This window comes from Methylibium sp. (genome assembly GCF_013817365.1).
In the GTDB taxonomy this organism is placed as follows: Bacteria; Pseudomonadota; Gammaproteobacteria; order Burkholderiales; family Burkholderiaceae_C; genus Methylibium.
The window spans coordinates 1-11,695 of sequence record NZ_JACDCU010000081.1 but is presented as its reverse complement, the minus strand read 5'-3'; the positions used below and the strand labels follow the sequence as shown (position 1 = coordinate 11,695).

General features: G+C 66.7%; 13 protein-coding genes and 1 pseudogene. 10 read left to right on the top strand and 4 right to left on the bottom strand.

The window, feature by feature from the left end:
- Positions 1-205 (bottom strand): YeeE/YedE thiosulfate transporter family protein (locus tag H0W38_RS07370; protein ID WP_292452533.1); only part of this gene is annotated, 205 nt, incomplete at its 3' end.
- A 153-nt stretch (positions 206-358) separates the two neighbouring features.
- Between H0W38_RS07370 and H0W38_RS07365 the strand changes: the two genes are divergently transcribed.
- Both H0W38_RS07365 and H0W38_RS07360 read left to right on the top strand, forming a co-directional pair.
- Complete coding sequence (locus H0W38_RS07365) at positions 359-706, top strand: cytochrome c (RefSeq protein WP_292452531.1); 348 nt, start codon at positions 359-361, stop codon at positions 704-706.
- A 55-nt stretch (positions 707-761) separates the two neighbouring features.
- The gene (locus tag H0W38_RS07360) at positions 762-1,118 is read left to right on the top strand and encodes a helix-turn-helix transcriptional regulator (protein WP_292452529.1); all 357 of its coding nucleotides are present in this window, start codon (positions 762-764) and stop codon (positions 1,116-1,118) included.
- Here H0W38_RS07360 and smpB read toward each other — a convergent pair whose 3' ends face one another.
- On the bottom strand, positions 1,119-1,586 hold the full coding sequence (gene smpB / locus H0W38_RS07355; protein ID WP_292452527.1) for an SsrA-binding protein SmpB: 468 nt from the start codon (positions 1,584-1,586) through the stop codon (positions 1,119-1,121).
- Positions 1,587-1,623: 37 nt separating this feature from the next.
- Here smpB and H0W38_RS07350 point away from each other — a divergent pair, with 37 nt between their 5' ends.
- The gene (locus H0W38_RS07350) at positions 1,624-2,091 is read left to right on the top strand and encodes a type II toxin-antitoxin system RatA family toxin (RefSeq protein WP_292452526.1); all 468 of its coding nucleotides are present in this window, start codon (positions 1,624-1,626) and stop codon (positions 2,089-2,091) included.
- Between the two features lie 12 nt (positions 2,092-2,103).
- Positions 2,104-2,397, top strand: a complete 294-nt coding sequence (locus H0W38_RS07345) for an RnfH family protein (protein ID WP_292452524.1) — start codon at positions 2,104-2,106, stop codon at positions 2,395-2,397.
- 66 nt (positions 2,398-2,463) lie between these two features.
- Here the strand turns inward: H0W38_RS07345 and H0W38_RS07340 are convergent, their stop codons facing one another.
- A complete protein-coding gene (locus tag H0W38_RS07340; protein WP_292452522.1) occupies positions 2,464-2,988 on the bottom strand; it encodes a DUF4124 domain-containing protein in 525 nt (174 codons plus the stop codon).
- A gap of 128 nt (positions 2,989-3,116) precedes the next feature.
- Between H0W38_RS07340 and guaB the strand changes: the two genes are divergently transcribed.
- The 3 genes from guaB to guaA are packed head-to-tail and all read left to right on the top strand — an operon-like array spanning position 3,117 to position 7,523.
- Positions 3,117-4,586: an IMP dehydrogenase gene (guaB, locus tag H0W38_RS07335; protein ID WP_292452519.1), complete on the top strand. Its 1,470-nt coding sequence runs from the start codon at positions 3,117-3,119 to the stop codon at positions 4,584-4,586.
- 56 nt (positions 4,587-4,642) lie between these two features.
- Positions 4,643-5,914 (top strand): MFS transporter, encoded by a 1,272-nt coding sequence (locus H0W38_RS07330; RefSeq protein WP_292452517.1) that lies wholly within the window; start codon positions 4,643-4,645, stop codon positions 5,912-5,914.
- Between the two features lie 25 nt (positions 5,915-5,939).
- A complete protein-coding gene (gene guaA, locus H0W38_RS07325) occupies positions 5,940-7,523 on the top strand; it encodes a glutamine-hydrolyzing GMP synthase (RefSeq protein WP_292452534.1) in 1,584 nt (527 codons plus the stop codon).
- 925 nt (positions 7,524-8,448) lie between these two features.
- Here guaA and H0W38_RS07320 read toward each other — a convergent pair.
- Positions 8,449-9,315 (bottom strand): annotated as a pseudogene (locus H0W38_RS07320) (methyl-accepting chemotaxis protein); the annotation flags it as partial.
- 848 nt (positions 9,316-10,163) lie between these two features.
- Here H0W38_RS07320 and H0W38_RS07315 point away from each other — a divergent pair.
- The 3 genes from H0W38_RS07315 to H0W38_RS07305 all read left to right on the top strand — a co-directional run.
- Complete coding sequence (locus tag H0W38_RS07315) at positions 10,164-10,400, top strand: hypothetical protein (protein ID WP_292452515.1); 237 nt, start codon at positions 10,164-10,166, stop codon at positions 10,398-10,400.
- Positions 10,401-10,488: 88 nt separating this feature from the next.
- Positions 10,489-11,106 carry a tRNA adenosine(34) deaminase TadA gene (gene tadA, locus H0W38_RS07310; protein ID WP_292452513.1) on the top strand — a complete coding sequence of 206 codons (618 nt, stop codon included), beginning with the start codon at positions 10,489-10,491 and terminating at the stop codon, positions 11,104-11,106.
- On the top strand, positions 11,106-11,695 hold a 590-nt coding region (locus H0W38_RS07305), incomplete at its 3' end, for an LD-carboxypeptidase (protein ID WP_292452512.1). The genes tadA and H0W38_RS07305, both read left to right, overlap by 1 nt.

Here is an 11,695-nt window from a genome sequence, read left to right as displayed (position 1 = left end):
CCATCGCGTTGAAGCCGAGGATCGCCACCGCGATGGCCAGCGCCCACATGCGCGCGCGGGTCCAGTCGCGCATGTTCACCACATCGGCAATAGCGCCCATGGTGCAGAAATGGGTGCGCTGCGCAATCGCGCCGAACAGCGTGGCGAGGAGGAAGGCGCCCCACAGTACCTGGCTGGTGATAGCCGAATGATCGACGTCCTGCATGTCCGGATTGTCGCGCCGCGCCCGGTGGGCAAACCGGAAACTCCCCCGAGCCGGGCTGAAGCATAGATCCAAGCGAGAGGACTGAAGTAAGAGACGCCCGGGGGTTCGCGTAGGGAGCATGATGGTGCCTCCACGTTGCAGCCGGGAGCCGCCATGAAGTTTCATCGCCTTGCGTCCTCGATGTCGTTCGCGCTTGCGTGCGCGCTGCCCGGCTCACCCGCCGCGGCGCAGACCAGTACGGAAATATTCGACGGCGCTGATCTGGCCCTGGGCGAGCGTTTGATCGAGGAGCACCGCTGCGCGCAGTGCCACACCAAGACGGTCGGCGGCGACGGCTCGGCGATTTACAGGCCGAAAGGGCGCATCAACACGCCGGGCTTCCTGCGCGGCATGGTCGAACAGTGCAACACGCAGATGAACCTGGGCATGTTTCCGGAGGAGGTGACGGCCATCGCCGCGGTGCTCAACCGGGACCACTACCGCTTCAAGCAGCCCGATTGAAATATCGGTGGTTCCGAATACAATTTTTGGCATCTGCAACCACCGAAGTACGTGCATGGATGCGAAGCGCAGCGAAGACCTCGTGTTCGATTCGGTTGCCGAGCTGTTCTCGGTCTTGTCCACGCCGATCCGGCTGAAGATCATCAGTGCCGTGTGCCAGGGCGAAAAGAACGTGTCGGAGCTGCTGTCCGAGATCGACACCACCCAGCCCAACATGTCGCAGCACCTCGCCACGCTCTACCGCAGCGGCGTGCTCGCCAAGCGCCGCGAAGGCACGCAGATGTACTACCGGCTGCAAAGCGAGCGGGTCGCCATGCTCTGCCGCGCGGTCTGCACTCAAGTGGCAATAGAGCTCGATCCCGATTCGGAGGTCAAACCCTCGGAACGACTGGTGCCCGTCGCGCTGCGCTGATCAGCCCTTCGGCTTCGACGAGACCTTGTGTCTCATCAGCCGGCCCTTCTCGCGCTCCCAGTCGCGCTTTTTCTCGGTGTCGCGCTTGTCGTGCAGGTCCTTGCCCTTGGCCAGGGCGATGTCGGCCTTCACCCGGCCGCCCTTGTAGTGCAGGTTCAGCGGCACCAGGGTGTAGCCCTTTTGCTCGACCTTGCCGATCAGGCGCCGGATCTCCTCCTTGTGCATGAGCAGTTTCTTGGTGCGGTCGGCCTCGGGGTGCACGTGGGTCGAGGCTTCGCGCAGCGGGTTGATGCGGCAGCCGATCATGAATAGCTCGCCGTCCTTGATCACCACGTAGCCGTCGGTCAACTGCACCTGCCCGGCGCGCACCGCCTTGACTTCCCAGCCTTCGAGCACCACACCGCACTCGTACTGTTCCTCGAGCGTGTAGTTGAAGCGGGCCTTTTTGTTGTCTGCGATGGCGGCCATGAAGCCTCTCAATAGAATCAGGCCATTCTAAGAAGCCATGAAGCACGTCAAGAAATCGGTCCTTCTCTGGTACTCGGCGCGCGAGATGTACGACCTGGTGGTCGCTGTGCCCGATTACCCGCAGTTTCTGCCCTGGTGCGAGCGCGCCGAGGTTCTGGAGGCGAGCGACACCGGCATGATCGCCCGGCTGCACCTCAACTACCACCGCGTGCGTCACGCCTTCACGACCCGCAACACGCAGGTCCCGGGCGAATCGGTGCTGGTGGCGCTGGTCGACGGGCCGTTCTCGCGGCTCGACGGGACCTGGCGTTTCGTGGCGCTGGGCGGTGGGGAAACTGCTTCGGGCGCCGAGGCGCCACGCGCCTGCCGCATCGAGTTCGAGCTGTGCTATGCCTTCAGCAGCAAGCCGCTCGAGATGGTGGTGAGCCCCGTGTTCGACCGCATCGCCAACACCTTCGTCGACGGCTTCGTCAAGCGTGCCGAAACGGTGTACGGCCCGCGCTGAAGAGGGCTCCGCTTGAGAGTCGAAGTGGCGTACAGCCCATGCGAGCGGGAGGTCGATCACATCGAGCTCGAACTGCCGCAATGCAGCACGGTAGCCGATGCATTACAGGCCAGCGGCCTGCTGCAGCGTCATCCCGGCATCGACCTGGCCCTGCAGCGCATGGGCGTGTGGGGCCGGGCGTGCCGGCCGGACGACGTGCTGCGCGAGGGCGACAGGCTCGAGCTGTACCGGGCACTCGAGGTGGATCCGAAGGAAGCGCGCCGGCTGCGGCAGCAACGCCAGAGGAGCGTTGCGAACAAGCGCTAGGACTTACGGAGTCTTTGGCCCGAACGCCTCGCTTCGCTTCTGTATCGAAGCCCAGGCGACGATCCGTCAACGGCACTCGGAGGCGATGACTTGACGGGTCTGCGCGGTCTCGCGGGCGCGGATGGCGTCGTCGAAGACCTCGCGCTCGCCCTTGGCGTTCGTGCGGGCCATGCGCTGGCCGCTTTCCAGCGAACGCATGTAGGCGCGTGCGCGCTCGCAATTCTGTGCGCGGACCTGGGCCACGCGGTCTTCCTCGGCCTTGCTCTTGGCGGCCTCTTGCGCCTCGGCCTGCTTGCGGCGCGCCTCCAAGGCGGGATCGACGCTCGCGCTGGCCGGCAGCGCGGGCTGCACCGCCGAGGCTGCAGCGGCCGGGGCGCTGGAAGGCGTGACAACCGGAGCCGGCGGGCGCGGTCGTTGCAGCACGTCGCTCTCGGCCGTGCCGAGCGGCGGTGGCGTGTCGCTGTACTGGACCTGGCCTCGGGCGTCGCGCCATTTCCACTGAGCCTGCGCGGTCAGGCCGGTCAGCAAGGCGCCCGCCGCCACCGCGGCGATCAGGCAACGTGAAAAAAGGGCGGTCGTTGCGGCTGTCATCGAGAAAGTGTAGCGGTGGCCCTGTGGCAGGGCAGCGCCGCCCCGCGGCCCTTTTCGAGATGGAAGTCACGCCGCAGGGGCCGGCACCGGCCTCTCTATAATTTGCTTTTGCGACAGGAGCTTTTCCCATGCGCCTTCTTGGCAAAGCGCTCACGTTCGACGACGTGTTGCTGGTGCCCGCGTTCTCCCAGGTCCTGCCTCGCGACACCTCGCTCGCGACGCGCTTTTCCCGCAACATCCTGCTCAACCTGCCGCTCGCTTCGGCGGCCATGGACACGGTGACCGAGGCGCGCCTGGCCATCGCGCTCGCGCAGGAAGGCGGCATCGGCATCGTCCACAAGAACCTGACTCCCAAGCAGCAGGCCGCCGAGGTTTCCCGCGTGAAGCGCTACGAGTCCGGGCTGCTGCGCGACCCGATCACCATCTCGTCGGGCGTGCGGGTGCGCGATGTCATCGAGCTGTCGCGCGCGCATGGCATTTCGGGCTTTCCGGTGGTCGACGACGGCAAGGTGGTGGGCATCATCACCGGGCGCGACCTGCGCTTCGAGACTCGCCTGGACGCCCCCGTGCGCGAGATCATGACGCCGCGCGAGCGGCTCGTTTCGGTCAAGGAAGGCGCCACGTTGCAGGAAGCCAAGGCGCTGATGCACCAGCACAAGCTCGAGCGCGTGGTGGTGGTCAATGCGGCCAACGAACTGCGCGGCCTCTTTACCGTCAAGGACATCACCAAGCAGACCAACTTCCCGAATGCGGCGCGCGACGCACAGGGAAAGCTCAGGGTCGGAGCGGCGGTCGGCGTCGGCGAAGGCACCGAGGAGCGCGTGGAGGCGCTGGTCAAGGCCGGCGTGGATGCCATCGTGGTCGACACGGCCCACGGCCACAGCAAGGGCGTGATCGAGCGGGTGCGCTGGGTCAAGAAGAACTACCCGCAGATCGACGTGATCGGCGGCAACATCGCCACCGGAGAGGCCGCACTGGCGCTGGCCGAGGCGGGAGCCGACGGCGTGAAGGTCGGCATCGGCCCGGGCTCCATCTGCACCACGCGCATCGTCGCCGGCGTAGGCGTGCCGCAGATCACCGCGATCGACAACGTGGCCACGGCGCTCAAAGGCTCGGGCGTGCCGCTCATCGCCGACGGCGGCGTGCGCTACTCGGGCGACATCGCCAAGGCGCTGGCCGCCGGCGCGCACACGGTGATGATGGGCGGCATGTTCGCCGGCACCGAAGAGGCGCCGGGCGAGATCGTGCTGTTCCAGGGCCGCAGCTACAAGAGCTACCGCGGCATGGGCTCGATCGGCGCCATGCAGCAGGGCAGTGCCGACCGCTACTTTCAGGACACCAGCGGCGCGAATCCGAACGCCGACAAGTTCGTGCCCGAGGGCATCGAGGGCCGCGTGCCCTACAAGGGCTCGGCCATCGCCATCGTGTACCAGATGGCCGGCGGCCTGCGGGCTTCGATGGGCTACTGCGGGTGTGCCACGGTCGACGAGATGCGCGAGCGCGCCAGCTTCGTCGAGATCACCACCGCCGGCATTCGCGAGAGCCACGTGCACGACGTGCAGATCACCAAAGAAGCACCGAACTACCGGGCTGATTGAGTGGGGCTGCAGCGGATCGATGCGCCACGGACGCTTGCTTCGGTCAAAGACGTCGAATGACAACGGTTCTCGAAGGCGCCGCGCCGCCCGCGCGTGCCGCTGCCATGCCCTTCATTCTGATCGCCGTGCTGATCGACATGGTGTCGATCGGCCTGATCATCCCGGTGCTGCCGGCGCTGGTGGGAGGCTTCACCGGCTCGCAGGCCGATCAGGCCTTCTGGTACGGCGCAGTCGCCTTCGCCTTCGGCATCGCCAGCTTCTTCGGCTCACCCATTCTCGGGGCGCTTTCCGACCGCTACGGCCGCCGTCCGGTGCTGCTGATGGGTTTTTGCGGTCTCGCGCTCACCTTCTTCGCCACAGCGCTTGCCACGGCCTTGTGGATGCTGATCGCGGTGCGGCTGTTCGGCGGGGCCATGCAGGCCAACGCGGCCGTCGCCAACGCCTATGTGGCCGACATCACGCCGCCCGAGCAGCGCGCCCGGCGTTTCGGCCTGCTGGGCGCGATGTTCGGCCTGGGCTTCATCCTCGGCCCGGTGCTCGGCGGCCTGCTTGGCGCGATCGATGTGCGGCTGCCTTTCTTCGTGGCGGGCGGCCTGGCGCTGGTGAACTGGCTGTACGGCTATTTCGTGCTGCCCGAGTCGCTGCCGCTCGACCGCCGCCGCAGCATCGACTGGAAGAAGGCCAACCCGGTCAGTTCACTCAAGGGTCTGGCGCAGCTCGAGGGCGTGGGCGCACTGGTCGTGGTGATTGCGCTTTCGAGCCTGGCGCAGTTCATGCTGCACACCACCTGGGTGCTCTACACCACCTTCAAGTTCGGCTGGGGGCCGCTGGAGAATGGCTGGTCGCTGTTTGCGGTGGGCGTGATGTCCACGCTCGTGCAAGGCTTCCTGCTGGGCCGGCTGCTCAAGCGCTTCTCCGCGCGGCGACTGGCGGTGATGGGCCTGGTGTCGTCCAGTCTGTCGTACCTGATGTGGGGCGCGGCGAGCGAGGGCTGGATGCTCTATGTCGTGATCGGCTGCAACGTGCTGGGCTTCGCGGTCACGGCTTCGCTGCAGAGCATCGTTTCCAACGCCGCCGATCCGCGCACGCAGGGCCAGACGCTGGGGGCGGTGTCGTCGCTCAACAGCCTGATGGCCGTTGCCGCGCCGGTGATCGCCGCGCCGCTGCTGGTGCTGGTCTCAGACCTGCCGCCGGGTGACTGGCGCATCGGCACGCCGTTCTACTTCTGCGCTGCGCTGCAGGCCGTGGCGATGATGCTGGCGCTGCGCCACTTTCGCGCCGAGCGCGCGACGCGACATGAGCGCTCCGTTGCCGAGTCGACCGTTTGAACAAATCCTTCAGTCCTTGACCACCATGCACGACAAGATCCTGATCCTCGACTTCGGCTCGCAAGTCACGCAGCTCATCGCGCGGCGCGTGCGCGAGGCCCATGTGTATTGCGAGATCCATCCGAACGACGTGTCGGACGACTTCATCCGCGACTTCTGCCCCAAGGGTGTGATCCTCTCCGGCAGCCATGCCTCCACCTACGAGGAGCATGACCTGCGCGCACCGCAGGCGGTGTGGGAGCTGGGCGTGCCGGTGCTGGGCATCTGCTACGGCATGTTCACCATGGCCGTTCAGCAGGGTGGCGAGGTCCAGGCCAGCACGCACCGGGAGTTCGGCTATGCCGAGGTGAGGGCACATGGCCACACGAAGCTGTTGCAGGGCATCGAGGATTTCTCGACCGCCGAAGGCTTCGGCATGCTCAAGGTCTGGATGAGCCACGGAGACAAGGTCACGCAGTTGCCGCCAGGCTTCAAGCTCATGGCCAGCACGCCGAGCTGCCCGATCGCAGGCATGGCCGACGGGGCACGCGGCTACTACGGCGTGCAGTTCCACCCCGAAGTCACGCACACCCTGCAGGGTCGGGCGCTGCTCAACCGCTTCGTGCTCGACATCGCCGGCGCGAAGCCCGACTGGGTGATGGGCGACTACATCGAAGAGGCGGTCGCACGCATCCGCGAACAGGTCGGCGGCGAAGAGGTGATCCTCGGCCTGTCGGGCGGCGTCGATTCGAGCGTCGCCGCGGCGCTGATCCACCGCGCCATCGGCGAGCAACTCACCTGCGTGTTCGTCGATCACGGCCTGCTGCGCCTGAACGAGGGCCGCATGGTGATGGAGATGTTCGCCGGCAAGCTGCACGCGAAAGTGATTCATGTCGATGCGGGCGAGCAGTTTCTCGGCGCCTTGCAGGGCGTAAGCGATCCCGAGCAAAAGCGCAAGATCATCGGCCGAGAGTTCGTGGAAGTGTTCCAGCGCGAGGCCGGCAAGCTGCAGCAGGCCAAGTGGCTGGCCCAGGGCACGATCTACCCCGATGTGATCGAGTCCGGCGGCGCGAAGACCAAGAAGGCGACGTCGATCAAGAGCCACCACAACGTCGGCGGGTTGCCCGAAACGCTGGGCCTCAAACTGCTCGAGCCGCTGCGCGAGTTGTTCAAGGACGAGGTGCGCGAACTCGGCGTGGCGCTCGGCTTGCCGCCAGAAATGGTCTACCGCCATCCCTTCCCCGGCCCTGGCCTGGGCGTGCGCATCCTCGGCGAGGTGAAGCCCGCATACGCTGATCTCCTGCGCCGCGCCGACGCCATCTTCATCGAGGAGTTGCGCAGCAACTTCGACACCGCCAGCGGCAAGAGCTGGTACGAGCTGACCAGTCAGGCCTTCGCCGTGTTCCTGCCGGTCAAGAGCGTGGGCGTGATGGGTGACGGCCGCACCTACGACTACGTGGTCGCGCTGCGAGCGGTGCAGACCAGCGACTTCATGACGGCGGACTGGGCCGAGCTGCCCTATGCGCTGCTCAAGAAGGTGTCCGGCCGCATCATCAACGAGGTGCGGGGTATCAACCGCGTGACCTACGACATTTCGAGCAAGCCGCCGGCGACGATCGAGTGGGAATGATAATTTTCTCTTTGAAATCTATCGGCACCGATTGGTACCAAGCAACTCAAAGTGATGGCGCGGCAGCAGGTGACGCGCGCGATTGCCGTAACGCTCAATACAAAGTTGTACTTGCAGTGGGCCGGGCAATCCGAATCTTTGGTGCTTGTGCAGCACGTAAGTTGTGATGGGCTCTACTTCTGCCAACGGGACCACCACAATATCTGTGCGTCGCAATGTCGCAATGTCGCAATGTCGCAATGTCGCGATGTGGCCAGCGTCCCCCAATCCAACGCCCATTCCGGCAGCTACGCGCGTGACGTAGCCGGTCAACGTGCAGGCTTCGCCGGCTAGCGTTGGTGTCGGTGTGCCGCTGCACGATGACCCGCATCTGCTGCGAAAGCCCGGGCTGCCGCGTGGCGTGGCAGGACAGCAGTGCAAACGCCAGAAGTTCGGCAATGGGAAGCACGGGCTGGGATGCCAGTTCGTGCCAGAGCGGCAGTAACAAGTAACGCCATGACGGGATAGCTCCATGCAGGCTGCTGCGCGATGGCGTCGCCATGCGGCAGTCCGAACGAGAAGCCCACATCGAGCTTTTTGCGTCGCAATGCGTCCGACAGCTCCGAAGCACGCATGTCTGCAATTTGTACTCGCTGATCCGCGATGGGTCCCCGAACGATTGGGCGCTGAGAGTCGCGATGCGCTGATCGTGCGGGCGCACGAACTCGCGCCACTCCGGCGATATCTTCGTCGCGCTGGCGCCAGTAAGCATGCCTCCCCCATGGGGAACCACCTTTAGGCCATCAAGCTCAGCGGCAGCCGTCACCAACGGCGCAGCGCCGTAGTACCAGCCGCAGAAAGGGTCGTAGATGTAGTGGAGGGTGGCAAGTGGTGTCCTCGATCTTTCCGTGTGGGACATGAGGCGGGAACCGGTTCGGGCTGGGCGCAAGCTCTCGGCCGCCGCACCCGATTCCTCCACCAGCGCGGCGTTCTTCTGCGTCACCTGGTCCAACTGCGTGACCGCCGTGCTGACCTGGCCGATGCCGGAGGTCTGCTCGGCACTCGCGTTGCCGATCTCCGCCACGAGTGCCGCCACGCGTTGAACCTGGCCGACGATGTCCACCATGTGGCTGCCCGCCTCGTCGACGAGGACCGAGCCGGCCTGCACGCACTGCACGCTCGATCCGATCAGGCTCTTGATCTCCTTGGCCGAATCGGCGCTTCGCTGGGCCAGGGCGCGCACCTCGCTCGCCACGACGGCGAAACCGCGCCCCTGTTCCCCGGCACGGGCCGCCTCGACCGCCGCATTCAGGGCGAGGATGTTGGTCTGGAAAGCGATCGCGTCGATCACGCCGACGATCTCGCCGATCTTCCTGGAGCTCTGCGCGATCTGGTCCATGGTCGAGACCACCCGGTGAACCACCTCGCCGCCCTGCGTGGCCGCGGCGCTGGCAGCGCTCGCCAGATCGGTCGCCCGGCGGGCCGCTTCGGCGGTGCTTTTCACCGCCGAGCTCAACTCTTCCATCGAAGCCGCGGTCTGCTGGAGATTGGCCGACTGCTCCTCGGTGCGCTGGCTCAGGTCGGTGTTGCCGGTGGCGATCTGTTGCGAGCCGGTGGCGATGGAGTCGCTGCTCGTTCGCACGGCACCGACGACGCGGGTGAGGCTCTCGCACATGGTGCGCAGGGCGGCCATCACGCTGGTGCTGTCGCCCGGGGCCACGTCCACGCGAACAGACAGGTCGCCTGCCGCCACGGCGTGAGCGATGGCTGCGGCCTGGGCCGGCTCGCCGCCCAGCGACGACCAGATCGATCGGCGGGCCCAGACACCGCAAGCCACGAGCAAAGCCGATGACACGAGGAAGATGAGCCATTGCGCGCGCTCGACATTGCTCAGCGTGGCCGTGAAACCGGCGGCCGCAACGCCTGCGAAGGCGGTCGCGGCCTGCACGGTGTCGTCCACGCCGGCGCGGTGCAGGGCATAGGCCGCATCGGCGGCTTTCAAGGCCGCCTGTGCGGCCGGCAGATCACCGCTGGCGACGGTGCTCAGTACCGTGCGCGAAACGGCGATGAAGCGATCGGCCGCTTCATGCTGCGGCCCCAGCAGCTTTTTCTCCAGGCCGTAAGGCGGGTTGGCGATCCAGTAGGCAACCCGATCGGCGTACTCCTTCTCGAGACGCGCCGCATGCGCCTGTGCGCGGTCGATCGTCAGGCCGCCCTCGACGGCCTGCGAAAGCACCAGGCGCAGCTCGATCAGGTACATGGGCGGCGGAAGGATGTCGGCCACCACGTCCTTGCCGACGAAGGTGCGCTGCGCGGCGTCTTTGGAGCTGTAAGCGCCCCAGAGCGACACGGCGGTCAGCATGCTGGCGGCGAGGATTCCCGATGCGATCAGGAGCGTGAACGTGTGGCGTATCGACTTCATACAGGCCTTTGGTCTTGGTGAACGGGTACCCGACGTGGGCATCCCGATCACGTCTGACTTCGGCATACGACAGCGACACTTGAGCGTTGCGGATGTTCGGGGCCCGGGTGGTCCGCTGGGATTGCGTCACGGCGCAGCGATCTGCATTCCGGCAGGCGAGCGGCGGCCACGGAGTTGCCCAGGAGAGATGGAGTCGGGCGGTATGCTCCGTTTCAACAAAGCTGCGAGCGGAGGAGGCCATGAAATCGATCTTCGGAGTGCTGTCGCTGCTCGTCGTGTTGGCGATCGTCGGCTCGCTGGCCTCGAAGCAGTTGCGTGCGCTGGAGGTCACTGCCGCGCCCGAAGACGGCGCCAGTGCCGCGGCGCCCGGCGGCACGCCGGCACAACAGTCGAAAGCCCTGCAACGTCAGGTCGCCGACGACGTGAACCGGCTCATCCAGCAGGCGCCGGCCCGGCTGGAAGGCGCCGAGCAATGAAGGCAAAGGCCCTGCGGGGACGATCGCACACATCGGTCGAGCCCGTGCGTTGGAAGCGCATGGCGTGGCGGATTCTCAGGAGCGGCGCATGAGCGAGCGCAATGAGCCGGCCGAGCAGGCGCTGCACGACGAAGCCGGCATGCGCCTGGCGCTCGATCAGGCGCACAACGCCTGGCTGGTCGGCGAAGTGCCGGTCGGCGCGGTCATCGTGCGCGACGTCGAGGGCGTGCGCCAGGTCGTCGCCACCGGCTACAACCGCCCCGTCACCACCCACGACCCGACCGCGCACGCCGAAATCGTGGCGCTGCGCCATGCCGCGCAGTTGCTCGGCAACTACCGGCTGCCCGAGTGCGAGCTGTACGTCACGCTCGAGCCCTGCGCCATGTGCGCGATGGCCTTGCTGCATGCGCGCTTCAAGCGCGTGGTGTTCGGTGCGGTCGATCCCAAGACGGGAGGCGCCGGCTCGGTGCTCGACCTGTTTGCGATCAGGCAGCTCAACCACCACACCGAGATCGTGCGCGGCGTGCTGGCCGAACCCTGCGGCGCACTGCTGCGCGAGTTCTTCGCCGAACGCCGCGCGCAGGCCCGCGCATTGCGCGAGCAAGCGGCCGGGCCGTCGGCGCTGCTGAGCGGGGAGCCCGACTACGACATCGTGGAGGTGATCGAGATGCAGGACACCTTGCCCGGCGAACTGTCCGACAAGTGATGCCCGCCCGCCTCGACACTCACAAGCCCGCCCGCCTCGACGCTCACGAGGCTGGCCTCGGGCATGACCGCGAGAACGCTGCCGCTCGGCCGCTGAGCCTCACCCTCCACTCGCCCGCCGGCCGGGTTGCGCGAGGCGCCGAGCTGACCCGCGCGCTGCGCCACCTGCGCAAGCTCGGCTTCGATGCGCAGCTCGACGAGGCCGCGCGGGCCGGCCATCAGCGTTTCGCCGGCGATGACGATTCGCGCCTCGCAGCGCTGCACCGCGTGGCCGGTGACGGTCGCGACATCGCCTTGGCCGCACGCGGCGGCTACGGCCTCACCCGCCTGCTCGACCGCATCGACTACGCGCTCATCGCAAGGTCCATCGACGCGGGCAAGCGCTGGGTCGGCCACAGCGATTGCACTGCCTTCCAGCTCGCCGTGCTGGCGCACACGAAACGCAGCACCTGGGCCGGCCCGCTGGCCTGCTACGACTTCGGCCGTGTGGCCGAGGCGGCCGAAGGGCAGGGCGGCAAGCCGGCTTTGCTGATCGACGAGGTGACCGAGGCGTGCTTCGTCGAGGCGATGCACGGGCAACTCGAAGCGGT

Bases quoted from the DNA above. Each gene is read 5' to 3' on its own strand.
- smpB (WP_292452527.1), bottom strand. From the start codon at position 1,586: ATGGCCGCCATCGCAGACAACAAAAAGGCCCGCTTCAACTACACGCTC.
- guaB (WP_292452519.1), top strand. From the start codon at position 3,117: ATGCGCCTTCTTGGCAAAGCGCTCACGTTCGACGACGTGTTGCTGGTG.
- H0W38_RS07315 (WP_292452515.1), top strand. From the start codon at position 10,164: ATGAAATCGATCTTCGGAGTGCTGTCGCTGCTCGTCGTGTTGGCGATC.
- H0W38_RS07340 (WP_292452522.1), bottom strand. From the start codon at position 2,988: ATGACAGCCGCAACGACCGCCCTTTTTTCACGTTGCCTGATCGCCGCG.
- H0W38_RS07350 (WP_292452526.1), top strand. From the start codon at position 1,624: ATGAAGCACGTCAAGAAATCGGTCCTTCTCTGGTACTCGGCGCGCGAG.
- H0W38_RS07365 (WP_292452531.1), top strand. From the start codon at position 359: ATGAAGTTTCATCGCCTTGCGTCCTCGATGTCGTTCGCGCTTGCGTGC.
- H0W38_RS07330 (WP_292452517.1), top strand. From the start codon at position 4,643: ATGACAACGGTTCTCGAAGGCGCCGCGCCGCCCGCGCGTGCCGCTGCC.
- H0W38_RS07360 (WP_292452529.1), top strand. From the start codon at position 762: ATGGATGCGAAGCGCAGCGAAGACCTCGTGTTCGATTCGGTTGCCGAG.
- guaA (WP_292452534.1), top strand. From the start codon at position 5,940: ATGCACGACAAGATCCTGATCCTCGACTTCGGCTCGCAAGTCACGCAG.
- tadA (WP_292452513.1), top strand. From the start codon at position 10,489: ATGAGCGAGCGCAATGAGCCGGCCGAGCAGGCGCTGCACGACGAAGCC.